General features: G+C 49.0%; 14 protein-coding genes. 9 read left to right on the top strand and 5 right to left on the bottom strand.

What is annotated here, in order from left to right; translation table 11 throughout:
- The first annotated feature begins 279 nt into the window (after positions 1 to 279).
- The 5 genes from DWY57_RS11565 to DWY57_RS11545 all read left to right on the top strand — a co-directional run bounded on the left by DWY57_RS11565 (position 280) and on the right by DWY57_RS11545 (position 6,586).
- Entirely contained in the window at positions 280 to 1,053 is a 774-nt protein-coding gene (locus DWY57_RS11565; protein WP_117964877.1) for an AAA family ATPase, read from the top strand.
- A 185-nt stretch (positions 1,054 to 1,238) separates the two neighbouring features.
- Complete coding sequence (locus tag DWY57_RS11560) at positions 1,239 to 2,123, top strand: ParB/RepB/Spo0J family partition protein (RefSeq protein WP_061411439.1); 885 nt, start codon at positions 1,239 to 1,241, stop codon at positions 2,121 to 2,123.
- Positions 2,124 to 2,903, top strand: a complete 780-nt coding sequence (locus tag DWY57_RS11555) for a DUF5683 domain-containing protein (RefSeq protein ID WP_117964879.1) — start codon at positions 2,124 to 2,126, stop codon at positions 2,901 to 2,903.
- A gap of 31 nt (positions 2,904 to 2,934) precedes the next feature.
- Positions 2,935 to 4,251 carry a lytic transglycosylase domain-containing protein gene (locus tag DWY57_RS11550; RefSeq protein WP_119961784.1) on the top strand — a complete coding sequence of 439 codons (1,317 nt, stop codon included), beginning with the start codon at positions 2,935 to 2,937 and terminating at the stop codon, positions 4,249 to 4,251.
- A 76-nt stretch (positions 4,252 to 4,327) separates the two neighbouring features.
- Positions 4,328 to 6,586 (top strand): RelA/SpoT family protein, encoded by a 2,259-nt coding sequence (locus DWY57_RS11545; protein WP_119961783.1) that lies wholly within the window; start codon positions 4,328 to 4,330, stop codon positions 6,584 to 6,586.
- Positions 6,587 to 6,599: 13 nt separating this feature from the next.
- Here the strand turns inward: DWY57_RS11545 and DWY57_RS11540 are convergent, their stop codons facing one another.
- Positions 6,600 to 6,989, bottom strand: coding sequence for a MerR family transcriptional regulator (locus DWY57_RS11540; RefSeq protein WP_117588667.1), 390 nt, complete (start codon positions 6,987 to 6,989; stop codon positions 6,600 to 6,602).
- A gap of 29 nt (positions 6,990 to 7,018) precedes the next feature.
- The gene (locus DWY57_RS11535) at positions 7,019 to 7,987 is read right to left on the bottom strand and encodes a M23 family metallopeptidase (protein WP_117588668.1); all 969 of its coding nucleotides are present in this window, start codon (positions 7,985 to 7,987) and stop codon (positions 7,019 to 7,021) included.
- Between the two features lie 171 nt (positions 7,988 to 8,158).
- On the opposite strand from DWY57_RS11535, the gene alaS reads away from it, so the two are divergent.
- Positions 8,159 to 10,777: an alanine--tRNA ligase gene (gene alaS, locus DWY57_RS11530; protein ID WP_119961782.1), complete on the top strand. Its 2,619-nt coding sequence runs from the start codon at positions 8,159 to 8,161 to the stop codon at positions 10,775 to 10,777.
- A 453-nt stretch (positions 10,778 to 11,230) separates the two neighbouring features.
- Here alaS and DWY57_RS11525 read toward each other — a convergent pair whose 3' ends face one another.
- Positions 11,231 to 12,040, bottom strand: coding sequence for a hypothetical protein (locus DWY57_RS11525; RefSeq protein WP_117588670.1), 810 nt, complete (start codon positions 12,038 to 12,040; stop codon positions 11,231 to 11,233).
- Between the two features lie 76 nt (positions 12,041 to 12,116).
- On the bottom strand, positions 12,117 to 13,535 hold the full coding sequence (locus tag DWY57_RS11520) for an AAA family ATPase (protein ID WP_117588671.1): 1,419 nt from the start codon (positions 13,533 to 13,535) through the stop codon (positions 12,117 to 12,119).
- Between the two features lie 95 nt (positions 13,536 to 13,630).
- On the opposite strand from DWY57_RS11520, the gene DWY57_RS11515 reads away from it, so the two are divergent.
- The 3 genes from DWY57_RS11515 to rsmD are packed head-to-tail and all read left to right on the top strand — an operon-like array spanning position 13,631 to position 15,639.
- On the top strand, positions 13,631 to 14,317 hold the full coding sequence (locus DWY57_RS11515; protein WP_117964889.1) for a hypothetical protein: 687 nt from the start codon (positions 13,631 to 13,633) through the stop codon (positions 14,315 to 14,317).
- Positions 14,318 to 14,335: 18 nt separating this feature from the next.
- Complete coding sequence (locus DWY57_RS11510) at positions 14,336 to 15,115, top strand: DUF3822 family protein (RefSeq protein WP_117588673.1); 780 nt, start codon at positions 14,336 to 14,338, stop codon at positions 15,113 to 15,115.
- A complete protein-coding gene (rsmD, locus tag DWY57_RS11505; RefSeq protein WP_119961781.1) occupies positions 15,106 to 15,639 on the top strand; it encodes a 16S rRNA (guanine(966)-N(2))-methyltransferase RsmD in 534 nt (177 codons plus the stop codon). The genes DWY57_RS11510 and rsmD overlap by 10 nt, the downstream gene beginning before the upstream one ends.
- 12 nt (positions 15,640 to 15,651) lie before the next feature.
- Here rsmD and cls read toward each other — a convergent pair whose 3' ends face one another.
- Positions 15,652 to 17,091: a cardiolipin synthase gene (gene cls, locus DWY57_RS11500; protein ID WP_119961780.1), complete on the bottom strand. Its 1,440-nt coding sequence runs from the start codon at positions 17,089 to 17,091 to the stop codon at positions 15,652 to 15,654.
- Positions 17,092 to 17,096 lie beyond the last annotated feature (5 nt).

Below are 17,096 nucleotides of genomic sequence, written 5' to 3'. Positions count from 1 at the left end.
AGAGAATAGTCCAAGCCAATGTCTTCCATTGGTTTACAAATCTTAATCTTCTGCAAGCGAGACAAAAAAACAGCTTCATTTCAAGATAAATACGTATATTTGCCCACTAAACAGAGAAAGAACGCTTTACGAGTAATTTACAGGAAGAAAAACAGCGGTAAACGTCTGTGAGTTATTAACAAAACAGCCGACTTATCAACCGTTTTTGCAATCTTTCTCCAAATTTGTAGGCGCTATCCGGAATTATCACTTATTTCGCTGCCAATAAATATTGAGATTATGGGAAAAATAATTGCTATGGCTAACCAAAAGGGTGGTGTAGGCAAGACTACGACGACGATCAACCTCGCAGCCTCACTCGCCACACTTGAAAAGAAAGTGCTCGTTGTGGATGCCGACCCTCAGGCCAATGCCTCCTCAGGATTGGGTGTGGACATCAAGCAGTCGGAATGTACTATCTACGAGTGCATTATTGACCGTGCAGACGTACGCGAAGCCCTTCATGACACGGAGATAGACACACTGAAGGTAATCTCCTCCCACATCAATCTGGTAGGTGCCGAAATAGAGATGCTCAATCTGAAAAACCGCGAAAAGATACTGAAAGAGGTACTCGCTCCGCTGAAGAATGAATTTGACTATATCTTGATAGACTGTTCCCCGTCTCTGGGCCTGATTACGGTCAACGCACTGACTGCCGCCGATTCAGTAATCATCCCCGTACAAGCGGAATATTTTGCACTAGAAGGCATCAGCAAATTGCTGAATACCATTAAAATCATCAAGTCCAAGCTGAACCCTGCCCTCGAAATTGAAGGCTTCCTGCTGACGATGTACGACTCGCGTCTGCGCCAAGCCAACCAGATTTACGATGAAGTGAAACGCCACTTCCAGGAATTGGTGTTCAACACCGTCATCCAGCGTAATGTGAAACTGAGCGAAGCTCCCAGCTACGGCCTGCCCACCATTCTCTATGACGCAGACTCAACCGGAGCCAAGAACCACATGGCACTTGCCAAGGAGCTGATAAGCAGAAACGAAAGAAGGGATTAGCGGTTAGGGATAAGGAATAAGCAGTTAGTGATTAATGATTAGGGGGTAGTGATAAATACCATATTTACAATACACAACAAAATCACCCCGCATGGCTAAATAGTAAATTGTAAATCGTCAACGTACCTATGTGTCAAAGATAAGAAATGTGTCATGACCGTAGGGAATAAATAGTAAATAAATAGATGGCACAAAGAAATGCATTAGGACGCGGGCTGGACGCCCTCTTCTCCATGGATGAAGTAAAGACCGAAGGCTCCTCTTCTATCAATGAAATAGAGTTGTCGAAGATTACGGTCAACCCCAACCAGCCCCGTCATGAATTCGACCCGGTTGCGTTGCAGGAGTTAGCTGATTCCATCTCCGAAATCGGCATCATACAGCCCATCACCCTGCGCAAGCTTAGCGACGACGAATACCAGATTATCGCCGGCGAGCGTCGTTTCCGCGCTTCGCAGCTTGCCGGACTGACCAGCATCCCCGCCTATATCCGCACTGCAGACGATGAGAACGTCATGGAAATGGCGCTCATCGAAAACATACAGCGCGAAGACTTGAACTCCGTAGAAATAGCTCTCGCTTACCAGCATCTATTGGAGCAATACGGGCTGACGCAAGAGCGCCTCAGCGAACGTGTAGGCAAGAAGCGCACCACCATCGCCAATTACCTGCGGCTGCTCAAACTGCCAGCTCCCGTCCAGATGGGGCTGCAGAACAAGCAGATAGACATGGGACATGCCCGCGCGTTGGTAACGCTCGGCGACCCCAAACTGCAAGTAAAGATTTTCGAGGAAATCCTGGAGCACGGGTATTCCGTACGCAAAGTGGAAGAAATAGTAAAGTCACTGAGTGAAGGCGAAACCGTGAAAAGCGGTGGTCGTAAGATTGCCCCCAAGCGCGCCAAACTGCCCGAAGAATTCAATATGCTGAAACAACAACTCTCGGGCTTTTTCAGTACCAAGGTGCAACTCACCTGCTCGGAGAAAGGAAAAGGCAAAATCAGTATCCCGTTCAATAACGAAGAAGAATTGGAACGTATCATCGGCATTCTTGATACGCTGAAGAAATAAATGAGAAAAAAAGGAAGAATATATCAGTTAGCCATTACCCTGCTGCTCTGTTTTTTACAGACGGCAGGGATTGCTATGTATGGTCAGGACCGTCCGCGTGCCGCTTCCAAGCGTGCGCAGCGGCATCAGACCGATACACTCAACACCGTGGTAAACCGGGACAGCCTCGCTGTTGCCGACAGTCTTGCGGCCGAAAACAAACGGAAGATGCTGGAAATGACCGCCAGCCCCGACTTGAAGGAACAGCCCGTACCTACAGACAGCCTGCAAAAGGCCATCGACCCCAAGCGATGGGTGCCCAACCCCACAAAAGCCACCTGGCTTGCCCTCGTCATTCCCGGCGGTGGACAAATCTACAACCGCAAATATTGGAAACTGCCCATCTTCTATGGAGGATTTGCCGGTTGTGCCTATGCCCTCACGTGGAACAGCAAGATGTACAAGGACTATTCGGCCGCCTACAAGGATGCCGTAAATGGTAATTTCAACTCCAGTACCATTACCGACCTGCTGCCTCCCAACTATAACTATACCGAAAGCCAGCTGACGGAGACACTGCGGAAGCGTAAGGACACCTTCCGACGATACCGCGACTTGAGCATCTTCGCCTTTATCGGTGTATATCTATTGTCCGTTGTCGACGCATACGTAGACGCAGAACTGTCCAACTTCGACATCACCCCCGACCTCAGCATGAAAGTGGAACCTGCCATAATCAACAGTCAGATGACCGGTTCCTCTAATAAGAACGTCGGCGTGCAATGCAGTTTCCGATTCTAAAAACGAAAATTAAAGCATAAATTATTACCTAATGATACACAAGGCCATATATATGAAAAGAATTATTCTCGGTTCCTCGCTTCTGTTTTGCGCCCTCTTCGCCGTTCCGGCCATGCATGCGCAAGAAAGCGTGGAAGTACTTATCCGCGAAAACGGTACAGAACGCCAGGAATCCATCGAGCTGCCCAAAAGCATGACCTATCCGCTGGACAGCCTGCTCAATGACTGGAAAGCCAAGAATTACATAGACTTGGGAAAAGACTGCAGCACCTCTACCGTAAACCCGATGTTCAGTGACTCTGTATACATAGACCGGTTGTCGCGCATGCCGACCGTCATGGAAATGCCGTACAACGAGATTGTACGCAAATTCATCGACATGTATACCGGACGCCTGCGCAACCAAGTTGCCTTCATGCTGAGCGCCTGCAACTTCTATATGCCCATCTTCGAAGAAGCGCTGGATGCCTACGGTCTGCCGCTCGAGCTGAAATATCTGCCCATCATAGAATCCGCTCTCAACCCTTCTGCCGTATCCCGCGCTGGAGCTTGCGGACTATGGCAGTTTATGCTCGCCACCGGGAAGATATACGGACTGGAAAGCAATAGCCTCGTAGACGAACGCCGCGACCCGATAAAGGCAACCTGGGCGGCAGCACGCTACCTGAAGGACATGTACGACATTTACAAAGACTGGAACCTGGTGATTGCCGCCTATAACTGCGGTCCGGGCACCATCAACAAAGCCATCCGTCGTTCGGGAGGGAAAACTGATTATTGGGAAATCTACAACTATCTGCCCAAAGAGACACGTGGCTACGTGCCCGCCTTCATTGCCGCCAACTACGTAATGACCTACTACTGCAAGCACAACATCTGCCCCATGGAAACCGACATTCCGGAAGCAACCGATACGGTGCAGGTAAGCCGTAACCTTCATTTCGAACAGATTTCCGACCTATGCGGCATCAGTCTGGATCAGATAAAGAGTCTGAATCCTCAATTCAAGAAAAGTATCATCCCCGGAGAGAGCAAGCCACAGACGCTACGCCTCCCCATCAATTATATCAGTGCCTTCATCGACAAACAAGATACAATCTATGCCCACCGCAGCAATGAGCTGTTCAAGAACCGCAGAGTCGTGGCCGTTTCCAATACACGCTCGACGGCACGCAGCAGCAAAAGCAGTACCACTACGGGGAATGTCACTTACTACAAGATACGCAAGGGGGACAATCTCGGCAGCATTGCACGAAAATACGGCGTCACAGTCAATCAGTTAAAAAGTTGGAATGGATTGCGTAGTACCAGAATCTCCGCAGGAAAGCGTTTGAAGATTTATAAATAAAGACATAAACGCTTGCCCGGTGTTGAAAATTGCTTATTTTTGCAAAAAGTGAAGTGAAGAAAGGAGAAAGCAGTATATGGAAGAAAATATAAGTCAGAAGGAAAAGGAAAAAGCCGAAGAGGAAATGATCGAACAAGCATTCCAAGAACTGTTGAACGACTATTTGGCCACCAAACACCGCAAGCGCGTCGAAATAATAACCAAAGCATTCAACTTTGCCAACCAGGCGCATAAGGGCATCAAGCGTCGTTCCGGCGAGCCCTACATCATGCACCCCATTGCTGTGGCAAAGATTGTCTGTAATGAGATAGGACTGGGGTCTACTTCCATATGCTCGGCATTGCTGCACGATGTGGTGGAAGACACTGACTACACCGTAGAGGATATCGAAAACATCTTCGGTCCCAAAATCGCCCAGATTGTAGACGGGCTGACAAAGATTTCCGGCGGTATCTTCGGCGACCGTGCCTCGGCGCAGGCGGAGAACTTCAAGAAGCTGCTGCTCACTATGTCCGACGATATCCGGGTTATCCTCATCAAGATAGCTGACCGTCTGCATAACATGCGTACACTCGGCTCCATGCTGCCCAACAAACAGTTCAAGATTGCAGGCGAAACACTCTACATCTATGCTCCTCTCGCCAACCGCCTCGGCTTGTACAAAATCAAGACAGAACTGGAAAACCTGAGCTTCAAGTACGAACATCCGGAAGAGTACCACGAGATAGAAGAGAAACTGGAAGCCACCGCTGTAGAGCGCGACAAGGTATTCAATGAGTTCACCGCTCCGATACGGGCGCAACTGGACAAAATGGGACTGAAATACCGTATCCTTGCCCGTGTAAAGTCCATCTACTCCATCTGGAACAAAATGCAGACCAAACATGTCCCCTTCGAGGAAATCTATGACCTGCTTGCTGTCCGCATCATCTTCGAGCCTCGCAATATAGAGGAAGAGCTAAACGACTGCTTCGACATCTACGTCTCCATATCCAAGATATACAAGCCCCACCCCGACCGCCTGCGCGACTGGGTGAGCCATCCCAAAGCCAACGGCTACCAAGCCCTGCACGTCACCCTTATGGGTAACAACGGGCAATGGATTGAAGTACAAATCCGCAGTGAGCGTATGAATGACGTTGCCGAACAAGGCTTTGCCGCCCACTGGAAATACAAAGAAGGCGGAGGCAGCGAAGATGAAGGCGAACTGGAGAAATGGCTGCGTACCATCAAAGAAATTCTGGATGACCCGCAACCGGACGCCATCGACTTTCTCGATACCATCAAACTAAACTTGTTCGCGTCGGAAATTTTCGTCTTCACCCCGAAAGGCGACCTCAAGACCATGCCGCAGAACTCTACGGCACTGGACTTTGCCTTCTCCTTGCATACCGACATCGGCAGCCACTGCATCGGCGCCAAGGTAAACCACAAATTGGTCCCCCTAAGCCACAAACTGCAAAGCGGTGACCAGGTAGAGATATTGACCTCCAAATCGCAACGCGTGCAGCCGGAGTGGGAAGTATATGCCACCACCGCCCGTGCCCGTACCAAGATTGCCGCCATCTTGCGTAAAGAAGCAAAAGCCTATCAAAAAGAAGGTGAAACCATACTGAACGAATTCTTCAAAAACGAGGATATACGTATGGATGATGCCGCTCTGGACAAACTGACCAGGCTGCACGGCTTCCACACCCGCGACGAGTTGTTCGTTGCCATTGGTAACAAGCGGGTTGTGCTGGGCGATGCCGACAAGAATGTGTTCAAGGAAAAACAGAACAGCAACTGGAAGAAGTTCCTGACCTTCTCCTTCGGTAACAAGGACAACAAGGATGCCAAAGAACAACCGGAAGAGAAAGCACCGCAAGAGAAAATCAACACCAAGCAGATTCTGAAGCTGACGGAAGAGACCATCTCAAAGAACTATATCATGGCTGACTGTTGCCACCCCATTCCGGGTGACGACGTACTGGGATACATCGACGAACAGAACCGTGTTGTCATCCACAAGCGCCAATGCCCCGTTGCCACCCGCCTTAAAAGTAGCTACGGAAACCGTATCATCGCCACCGAATGGGACACTCACAAGGATTTGTCGTTCCTCGTCACCATATATATAAAAGGTATAGACAGCATGGGATTGCTGAACGAAGTGACCCAAGTCATCTCCCGCCAGCTCAACGTGAATATCCGTAAACTGACCATCGAAACCAACGATGGCATCTTCGAAGGAAAGATACAGCTCTATGTACACGATGTGGACGACGTGCGCACTATCTGCAATAATCTGAAGCAGATACAGAATATAAAACAAGTGACGAGAGTAGAGGAATAAACGGAGTGGTATTCTACTTCAGTCCTTGGATATTTTCCTTCAAGTTCTCCACATCCTCGTAGGTAAACTCATCCAATGCCAGTTTCATGCCTACCAGTTCTTCGCGGATAGCTCTGAGGCGATCTACGATTTCAAAGTTACGTATCGTAGCTTCCTTATTGTCTTTTATCCGTTGGCGGGCGCCGGGCAAGGTCATCCCGCGCTCCTTCACCAGATGATAGATAAGTTTCACTGTCTCAATGTCCTCCTTACGGTACTGGCGTATTCCCCGCCCTCCTTTCTTCGGATTGAGTTGCGGAAACTCCTTTTCCCAGAAACGGAGCAGCGATTCGTTGACGTCGAACATGGCAGCCACCTCACTGATGGAGTAATATAACTTCAAATTCTTATCTGTATTCAACATGATGTAATCCTTTCTTTATCAATCATCCGTCAATCAAGCACCTTACCATTGTTCGCAGCAATCTGTATCATGCGGTCATAATCCTCAGCACTGAGGTCCATAAAGTAGTAGTTGACGGGATTCACAACCTTTCCCTTGACGTGTACTTCGTAGTGCAAATGCGGACCAGTGCTCTTGCCCGTACTGCCTACCCCGCCAATGACCTCACCACGTACCACTTTCTTGCCTAACTTCGTCCGGAAATCGCGCAAGTGTGCATATACTGTCTGGTAACCGAATCCGTGATCTATCACGATTCTATTGCCATAGCCCGATTGCCAGCCCATCTGCACCACAGTACCGTCTCCCGTGGCATAGACGTCTGTACCCTGAGGAGCCGAAAAGTCCATACCCTCATGGAACTTGCTGGTACCATAAATGGGGTCGATACGCGTACCGTAACCGGAAGCAGTCTTACGGAGGTCCTTGTTCGAAACAGGCTGTATGGCAGGAATGCAACGCAGCATTTCATCATGATTCTTGCACATCTCCACCACGTCATCGAAAGAGCATGACTGAATATAGAGCTGCTTCGTCAGCATGTCCATCTTCTGGGTGGTATTGATAACCAGGTCAGAGTTTGCCATATCCATCAGATGCTCATAGCGGTTGGTGCCGCCATATCCAGCCTGACGGATGGCAGAAGGAATAGGGTCGGCCATGAAAATCACCCGGTACAGATTGTCGTCACGCTGCTGTATGTCCTGCAGCACTCCCATCGCCTCGTCCAGCCGACGGGAGAGCACGTTGTACTGCGCCTGCAGTTTGCTGTTCTCCTTCCGCAGCTCCTTCTCCGACGGAGAACCGAAGATAAGCAGCAATACGATGAAACTGCCCGCACCCAGCCCCATACCGATGAACAAACGGCGGAGAATGCTCAACGCCCGCTGCCTCACGGTAGGATAAATACGGTCATACGTCTGCGTCTGGGGATTATAAATGTAGTAAACTTTGCGCATCTTAGGAAATATTTCGCTTGTCAATGCGACAAAAGTAATAAAAACAAGCTATCTTTGCACAGTTTTTTCAAGAATATTAAGACTAAGTAGCAAGTAGTTAGTAGTAAGAAACGGACAAAAAACGACAGAAGAAGATAAATCAAACTAGAATCAGATAAATCAATAGAGAGTATGTTGACTGCAAACGAAATCAGAGACTCTTTCAAGAGTTTCTTCGAAAGTAAAGGTCACCAGATAGTGCCTTCGGCCCCGATGGTGATTAAGGATGACCCCACGTTGATGTTCACCAATGCGGGAATGAACCAGTTTAAAGATATCATTTTGGGCAACCACCCGGCGAAATACAAAAGAGTTGCTGACTCGCAGAAATGCCTTCGCGTAAGCGGAAAACACAACGACCTGGAGGAAGTAGGTCACGATACCTACCACCACACCATGTTCGAGATGCTGGGCAACTGGTCGTTCGGCGACTACTTCAAGAAAGAAGCCATCTCCTGGGCATGGGAGTATCTGGTGGATGTATTGAAACTCGACCCCAAAGACCTCTACGCCACCGTATTCGAAGGTAGCGCCGAAGAAGGACTGGAACGCGACAACGAAGCTGCTTTTTACTGGGAGCAGTTCTTGCCGAAAGACCACATTCTGAATGGCAACAAACACGATAACTTCTGGGAAATGGGCGATACGGGACCGTGCGGTCCGTGTTCGGAAATCCATGTGGACTCCCGTTCGGAAGAAGAGAAGGCCAAAGTACCCGGCAGCCAGCTGGTGAACAAAGACCACCCGCAGGTGATTGAAATCTGGAACCTCGTGTTCATGCAGTTCAACCGCAAGGCAGACGGCAGCCTGGAAGGACTTCCCGCCAAGGTTATCGACACCGGCATGGGCTTCGAGCGACTGGTGCGCACACTGCAAGGAAAGACCTCCAACTACGACACCGACGTGTTCCAACCGATACTGAAAGCCATCGGAGACATAGCAGGCAAGAAGTACGGCGACGATGAGAAGTCGGACATCGCCATGCGTGTGATTGCCGACCACATCCGTACCATCGCCTTCTCTATTACCGACGGACAGCTTCCAAGTAATGCCAAAGCAGGTTATGTCATCCGCCGTATTCTCCGCCGTGCCGTTCGCTACGGCTACACGTTCCTCGGACAGAAGCAGGCATTCATGTACAAGCTCCTCCCCGTACTCATCGAGAACATGGGTGCCGCTTATCCCGAACTGAATGCACAGAAGGAACTGATTGCCAAAGTTATCAAGGAAGAAGAAGATTCCTTCCTCCGCACTTTGGAGACGGGTATCCGCCTGCTGGAAAAGACCATGGCAGACGTCAAAGCCGCCGGCAAGAACAAAATCAGCGGAAAGGACGCCTTCACTTTATATGACACCTTCGGTTTCCCGCTTGACTTGACGGAGCTGATTCTCCGCGAAAACGGCATGACTGCCGACATCAAGGAGTTTGACGCCGAAATGCAACAGCAAAAACAACGTGCCCGCAATGCCGCTGCCATAGAGACCGGTGACTGGATTACGCTGAAAGAAGGTACCACTGAATTCGTGGGATATGACTATACGGAATACGAGACATCCATTCTGCGCTACCGCCAAGTGAAGCAGAAGAACCAGACCTTATATCAGATTGTACTGGACAAGACTCCATTCTACGCCGAAAGCGGCGGTCAGGTAGGCGATACCGGTGTATTGGTAAACGAGTTCGAAACCATCGAAGTAGTAGACACCAAGAAGGAAAACAACTTGCCCATCCACATCACCAAGAAGCTGCCCCAACATTTGGAAGCTCCGATGATGGCATGCGTAGATACCGACAAACGTGCTGCTTGTGCTGCCAACCACTCTGCCACCCACTTGCTGGATGCCGCACTGCGCGAAGTATTGGGCGAACATGTAGAGCAGAAGGGCTCTTTGGTTACACCAGACTCCCTGCGTTTCGACTTCTCACACTTCCAAAAGGTGACGGACGAGGAAATCCGCAAGGTGGAACACATCGTTAATGCAAAGATTCGCGCCAACATACCTTTGAAGGAATACCGCAACATTCCTATCGAAGAAGCCAAAGAACTGGGCGCCATCGCTCTGTTCGGCGAAAAGTACGGCGACCATGTACGCGTTATCCAGTTCGGTTCTTCCGTAGAGTTCTGTGGTGGTACACATGTGGCTGCAACCGGAAACATCGGTATGGTGAAGATTATCTCCGAAAGCTCCGTGGCTGCCGGTGTGCGCCGTATCGAAGCCTACACGGGTGCACGCGTGGAGGAATTGATGAACACCATCGAGGACACGCTGCACGACCTGAAGGCGCTCTTCAACAACGCACCCGACCTTGCCGGAACCATCCGCAAGTATATCGACGAGAACGCCGGACTGAAGAAGCAGGTAGAGGACTTCATGAAAGAGAAAGAAGCACAGCTGAAAGAAAGACTGCTGAAGAACGTGCAGGAAGTCAATGGCGTTAAAGTCATCAAGTTCTGTGCCCCGCTGCCGGCAGAAACAGTGAAGAACATCGCCTTCCAGCTGCGTGGCCAGATTACGGAAAACTTGTTCTTCGTGGCCGGAACAGAAGCCGAAGGCAAGCCGATGCTGACCGTCATGCTGAGCGACAACCTTGTGGCAGGTGGACTGAAAGCCGGTAACCTGGTGAAAGAAGCCGCCAAACTTATCCAAGGCGGTGGCGGTGGCCAGCCCCACTTTGCAACTGCCGGCGGTAAGAATGTTGATGGACTGAACGCTGCCATTGACAAAGTATTGGAATTGGCAGGATTATAATCGAAAATAATTGGCAAAACACTTGACATCGCCTCTGCGATGTTGTATATTTGTAACGTCATTTTTTAGATATTTAAAAATTAAACTACCGGGAAAGGAGGAGCATTGCTTCTCCTTTTCTTTTTACCCTCCACAGTATTCCATTTGAAATGCCACATGCCGGCTCCCCAAACTCCACACCTTACCATCCTAAATGCCACACCTTAGCAAGTGAAATGGCTGGCATTTACCCTCCAAAGCCCTGGGGTTTCCGTGAAAAGCCCTGAGGTTTGGGACAGTGAAGTGGAGGGAACGGATGATTAGTCCAGAACAAACAGACAATACATTCGAAGCAAACGAATGATGCATACAGAACAGACAGATGATGCACAACAGAAACAAAAACGGGAAGCCTAAGCCTCCCGTCTGTTAATCTTTCGTAAATCTACTCTTGACAAGATTTTCACTAAAACCTCATTCCGTCCGAAGTAGAAACATCTCGCGATAAACCACCAGTGCACCTTCGGGCAACAAACCGGAAGGACAGAAAGGAGTTACATTTTCCGCAAGTACACATTTACCATTTCCCGAGACCGTCCGCGTAAAGAGCCTCTTCTCTCCATTATAAGTAAACTGCCACAGTGCATATGTATCTCCGTTCTCATCTTCCACTGGAACTGTCTCGTATATTCCCATTAGCGGTTCCTCCTCTTTCCCCGTCGGATAGATTTCCAATACACCTTTCCACATACTATTGGAGAAATCTTCGGGTACCAGCACATAATACCCGCCATCCTTCACCCAAGGACGCTCGGCAAGCGCCTTAGAGACATCACTCAGCAGTTCCGTCAGTGCACCATTACTGATACCATACTCGGAGCCCATCTTCGTCAACGTATATTGCCTGCGACCTTTCACCGTGATGCGCAGTTGGGTCTCCTCACCGGAACCATCCATCACCTTCACAATCGTCTCTCCCTCTGCCAACGGATGAATTTTGATACGCTGATAACCGTTGACCTCATCGGTAAAAGTCACGGAAGCCACCGACTCATGTTCGTTAATCACATTATAGGAACCGTCACCACCGTCAATGCCCAGCACTGTATCTTCGTTTGTTTCAGAAAGATAATAAGAAAGATTAGACACCAGATTATCACATGTCCCAATCTGATAAATAGGCTCCACGCCTTCGAAAAGTACCATGCTCCGGTAATCGTCCTCGCAACCGGAAGCGGTAAACAGCAGTGCTATCAAGGCAAAGAGAGAATATAGCTTCTTCATACTTGTTCTGTTATAGTTGTTCTATCTACAAAAATACAAAAAATACCGGAATACTGCATCGGTACCCCTCTCTTTTTCAAACGATTTGTTCTTTCGGATAGTTCACCAAGTAGAGCGTTCCCGTGGCACGGGTAAAAGCCGTATAGAGCCAACGAAAGTAATCGGGTGTCAAATATTCGTCCGTCATATAGCCCTGGTCCAGAAATACATTCCTCCACTGCCCGCCCTGCGCCTTGTGGCAAGTCACGGCGTAGGCATACTTCACCTGCAAAGCATTGTAATACGGGTCTGCCTTCATCTTCTTCATCCGCTCACGCTTCACGGTGATGTCGGCATAGTCTTCGAGGACGGAATAGAAAAGCCGGTCGTTCTCTGCCTTAGGCAGCGCAGGCGAGTCGGTATGCAGCGTATCGAGCAGCATGTTCACTTCCAGTTCAAAGTCGTTATAGTCAGGAAAGACCAGCGTCACGTCCGCAAAGCGGAAACCATACAGCTCCCGCGTACGGCGCACGCGGCGCACTACGGCAGTCTCACCGTTGGCAATGAAGTCCATCTCCTTCTCTTTTTCCGTCCAGAAGTAGTTATTTTTCGCCACCATCAACAAATCACCGGTGTTCAATTCATCCTCACGCCAGAGAATCTGCGCACGGATGCCCTTGTTGTAGATGTTCGCCCGCTTATTGGAACGGCACACCACGATGGTTTCATCCAGCCCGTCGCGGTCGTAGCAAGAGCTCAGCGTCTCTATCAGCTCATTACCGGGCAGAACTTTAATATCGGCAAACCCCGAAACCTTTATCTTTGGCAGGCTGTAACAATCGTCTTCCGCTATCAACTGCCTCAGGCGGGTGGCATTCCACAAGATACCCGACTGCTGCTCCTGACGCACTACCTGCGTCAAGTCCACCTCCACCACTTCCAGCCCGTAGCCTTTCAAGGCATCGGCAAAGAGGGCAGGACTCTGCTCCTCCCCCACTGGCGGCAGCTGTGCCGTATCGCCCATCAGCAGCAAACGGCATCCCTGGCCGGAATAGACAAACTGCACCAGGTCGTCCAGCAACCTGCCCGTGCCGAACATGGAACCGGACAGTCCCTCATTGGAAATCATCGAGGCCTCATCCACTATATAGAGAGTGTGAGTTGTCAAATTATCGTTCACAGAAAAATTGCTCAGCTCGTTGGAGAAAGATTGCTGTCTATAGATTTTTTTATGAATTGTAAACGCCGGATGCCCCGCATACGATGAAAAAACTTTTGCCGCCCGCCCGGTTGGTGCCAGCAATACCGACTTCTGTTGCAGCTTATCCAACGTCCGCACCAAGGCACCGACCAACGATGTTTTACCCGTCCCCGCATAACCACGAAGCATAAAAACCACCTCGCTACAAGGTGATAGAAGGAACTCCGATAAAGATTTTACAGCAATTTCTTGCTCAGGAGTTGGTTGGTAAGGAAAATTTTCCTTAATTTGCCTTTCTAAATAGTTATTTATCATTTTTGTAACAGAAAAAAGTAAAGGGAACTATCGTTTTTAAATTAATTTCTTTTATTTTTGCGGTGCGAATATAACAACTAAAAAACATATTTATCATGAAAACAGTATTTAATGTCATTTTAGGCTTATGTGCTTTGGTGCTAATTTATATTTGTTACGCCAGCATTATGGGTCCTATCAACTTTGAAAAAGCAAAGAAGCACAGAGATGCAGCTGTCATTGCACGTCTGATTGACATCCGTAAAGCACAATTGGAATATCGTACTTTACATGACCAGCAATATACTGCAAGCTTCGACTCTCTGATTGACTTTGTTAAAAACCAGAAACTTCCGTTCATCTTCAAGCAAGGAGAACTGAACGATAAGCAGCTGGAAGACGGTCTGACTGAAAAGAAAGCCATCAACATCATCAATAAAGCCAAGAAGACCGGCAAATATGATGAAGTAAAGAAATGGGGATTGGAAAACTTCAAACGTGATACCTTGTGGGTAGCCGTATTGGACACTATCTTCCCGAAAGGTTTCAACCCCGATTCAATGAGATATGTTCCCTTCGGAAACGGTGCACAATTCGAAATGGCCATCAAGAACGATACAGCCAAATCCGGTGCTCCTTTCTGTTTGCTCGAAGTGAAGACTCCGTATGAAGTTTACTTGAACGGTCTGGATAAGCAGGAAATTGCTAACATCAAGGACGTACAAACCAAACTTGGCAAGTACTGCGGTCTGATGATTGGTAGCTTGGAAACAGCTAACAACAACGCCGGTAACTGGGAATAATCTCACCCCGACAAACGTATGATAGAAACGACTGATTTTAATAAATCGGAACAGTATACATTATCCATCCGTCTCAGCACGGATGGATTTTCTTTTTCTGTGTTCAATCCTCTGGGCGACGGTGAGTTTTCTTACTACGACCGTGAAGTGGATGAGTCCCTCTCCCTCACTGCCAATCTGAAACAGACTTTCCGCGAGCTGGAGTGGCTGAAACGCCCCTTCCGCCGTGTCAATGTGCTCATGGCAGACAAACGCTTCACGTTCATTCCCCTGGAGTTCTTCGAAGACGAACAAACGGAAATCATCTTCTATCACAACCACCCTAAACGGGAAAATGAAACCGTACAATACAACATACTGCATAAGAACAACACTGTCGTACTGTTCGGCATGGATAAGAGTGCCTGTTCCTTCCTTCGCGAACAGTATCCCGGTGTCAAGTTCTATTCCCAAGCCAGCCCCTTCATTGAGTTCTTCTCTTCAAAGAGCCGCTTGGGCAACAGCCGGAAAATGTATGCACACTTGCGAAAAGATGCCGTAGACGTATACGGCTACGAGCGCGGACGCCTGCTTCTAGCCAATTCCTTTGAGTGCAGAAGCACACCCGACCGTGTCTACTACCTATTATATATATGGAAACAACTCGGCTTCGAGCAGGAGCGCGATGAGCTGCACCTAACCGGTGACCTGAACGACAAAGAGCTGCTACTGCCCGAACTGCGAAAATTCATCCGGCAGGTATTCATCATGAATCCCGCCACTAATCTTGACCTGCAAGCCATAACCCTATGCGAGTAATCAGTGGAATATACAAAAGACGACGTTTCGACGTGCCCCACTCCTTCAAGGCACGCCCCACCACAGACTTTGCCAAAGAGAATCTGTTCAATGTACTCTCCAACTACATGGACTTTGAGGACGGCATCCGTGCCCTCGACCTATTTGCCGGTACGGGCAGCATCAGCATCGAGCTTGTGTCCAGAGGCTGCGACCAAGTAATCAGCGTGGAAAAAGACCGCGACCACTATGCCTTCATCTGCAAGATTATGCAGGAATTAAAGACGGACAAGTGCCTGCCCATACGCGGTGACGTATTCAAATACCTCAAAAGCGGACGGGAGCAATTCGACTTTATCTTTGCCGATCCTCCCTACGAACTTGCCGGGCTGGAAACTTTGCCCGACCTTATCTTCGAAAACAACCTGCTGAAAGAAGACGGCCTCTTCGTTCTGGAACACGGGAAGAAAAACAGTTTCGAAGGACATCCGCACTTTGTGGAGAGAAGGGTGTACGGTAGCGTGAACTTCACGTTCTTTAATTGATAATTATCACAATTACAAAAGCGGCGCCATCAGCCGCACCACACTCTCTGCAGCCTTACGATACCAAGGGCGCTTCACCCAGTTCTTCAGGAATACCTGTACGCAGTCGCGCTGATCTTGGAGGAAGATTTCGCGCATCTGAAGCGCTGTTTCTGTGTCATAGATGAAGGCATTCACCTCAAAGTTATGTTCAAAACTGCGAAAATCCACATTCGTGGAGCCTACCGTGGACAACTCATCATCCGAAACCATCAGTTTGGAGTGTAGGAAGCCCTTCTTATAGAAATAGACCTTGACTCCCGAATAGAGCACATCTGCCAGATAAGAGCAGGAGCCCAGATGTGTCAAGCGATTATCAGCACGCATGGGCAGCATCAGACGCACATCCACACCTGATAAGGCAGCTGTCTGCATGGCAACAAGTACGGCTTCGGTTGGCAGGAAGTAGGGAGTCTGGATATAGAAGTATTTCTTCGCGCTGGAAATAGATATGGCAAGGCCCTGCATAATGTCTTTCCATGGGCCCACGGGCTCACTCGTTACAATCTGTGCCAAGGAAGTACCGTAGTTTTCTATTTTCGGGAAATAGCGGGTAGACGTAATCAGTGTACGGTCCACAAAGTACCAATCGAGCAGGAAGGCGGTCTGCAATCCGTGAACAGCCTTGCCCTCCAGCAGCAGATGTGTGTCCCGCCAGATGCCCCATGAGAATCCGCGCATATAGCGTTCGGCAAGATTCATCCCCCCCACAAAGCCGATGTGCCCGTCAATGACAACTATTTTCCGATGATTACGATAATTCACCTTGCTGGTAAAAAGCGGAAAACGTACCTTCAGGAAGCTGCGTACCTCGATACCGGCCTCGCGCATCTCTTCAAAAAAACGGTTGGGAACATGCCAGCAACCCACATCATCATAAATCACACGTACCTCTACCCCGGCACGCGCCTTTTCCATCAGGACATCACGCACCAAGCGCCCGATGGCATCGTCCTCAAAGATATAGAATTCCATGTGGATATGCTTCGTTGCTTTCCCCAATTCGCGCAGCAGGGATTGCAGCATGGAGAGCCCCAGGGTATAGACTTCCACCCGGTTTCCATCGAAGGGGAAAGCCTGGTTGGTATTACGGAACAAAGATATGAGACGGCTGTAATTGATGGGAAGCGTACATGAATCCTGCGCCAGATATTCCGCCATAGGTTTCTTCAACAAGCGGCTGTAACTCTTCTTCCCTATCATGCGCACACGGCGCTGACTACGCCCGAAGAAGAAGTAAAACACCAGCCCCACGATAGGAAGGAACATCAATACCAGTATCCATGCCATGGTTTTCACCGGATTGCGGTTGTCGAGGATAATGACGACAATCGTTCCGATGATGGCACCGAAATAAACAATGTCGAAGGCTATCGTAGCAATCTGGCTGGCAATGAAGTTCCAATCAAGCATGTTCA

Source organism: Bacteroides sp. AF25-5LB (assembly GCF_003602965.1).
Classification (GTDB): Bacteria; Bacteroidota; Bacteroidia; order Bacteroidales; family Bacteroidaceae; genus Bacteroides; species Bacteroides uniformis.
The sequence above is the reverse complement of the archived record's forward strand: the minus strand, read 5'-3'. Positions and strand labels throughout refer to the sequence as shown.

What these genes read in the sequence shown, in the direction of transcription:
- DWY57_RS11565 (WP_117964877.1), top strand. Translation starts at nt 280, where the DNA reads ATGGGAAAAATAATTGCTATGGCTAACCAAAAGGGTGGTGTAGGCAAG.
- DWY57_RS11560 (WP_061411439.1), top strand. Translation starts at nt 1,239, where the DNA reads ATGGCACAAAGAAATGCATTAGGACGCGGGCTGGACGCCCTCTTCTCC.
- DWY57_RS11555 (WP_117964879.1), top strand. Translation starts at nt 2,124, where the DNA reads ATGAGAAAAAAAGGAAGAATATATCAGTTAGCCATTACCCTGCTGCTC.
- DWY57_RS11550 (WP_119961784.1), top strand. Translation starts at nt 2,935, where the DNA reads ATGATACACAAGGCCATATATATGAAAAGAATTATTCTCGGTTCCTCG.
- DWY57_RS11545 (WP_119961783.1), top strand. Translation starts at nt 4,328, where the DNA reads ATGGAAGAAAATATAAGTCAGAAGGAAAAGGAAAAAGCCGAAGAGGAA.
- DWY57_RS11540 (WP_117588667.1), bottom strand. Translation starts at nt 6,989, where the DNA reads ATGTTGAATACAGATAAGAATTTGAAGTTATATTACTCCATCAGTGAG.
- DWY57_RS11535 (WP_117588668.1), bottom strand. Translation starts at nt 7,987, where the DNA reads ATGCGCAAAGTTTACTACATTTATAATCCCCAGACGCAGACGTATGAC.
- alaS (WP_119961782.1), top strand. Translation starts at nt 8,159, where the DNA reads ATGTTGACTGCAAACGAAATCAGAGACTCTTTCAAGAGTTTCTTCGAA.
- DWY57_RS11525 (WP_117588670.1), bottom strand. Translation starts at nt 12,040, where the DNA reads ATGAAGAAGCTATATTCTCTCTTTGCCTTGATAGCACTGCTGTTTACC.
- DWY57_RS11520 (WP_117588671.1), bottom strand. Translation starts at nt 13,535, where the DNA reads ATGATAAATAACTATTTAGAAAGGCAAATTAAGGAAAATTTTCCTTAC.
- DWY57_RS11515 (WP_117964889.1), top strand. Translation starts at nt 13,631, where the DNA reads ATGAAAACAGTATTTAATGTCATTTTAGGCTTATGTGCTTTGGTGCTA.
- DWY57_RS11510 (WP_117588673.1), top strand. Translation starts at nt 14,336, where the DNA reads ATGATAGAAACGACTGATTTTAATAAATCGGAACAGTATACATTATCC.
- rsmD (WP_119961781.1), top strand. Translation starts at nt 15,106, where the DNA reads ATGCGAGTAATCAGTGGAATATACAAAAGACGACGTTTCGACGTGCCC.
- cls (WP_119961780.1), bottom strand. Translation starts at nt 17,091, where the DNA reads ATGCTTGATTGGAACTTCATTGCCAGCCAGATTGCTACGATAGCCTTC.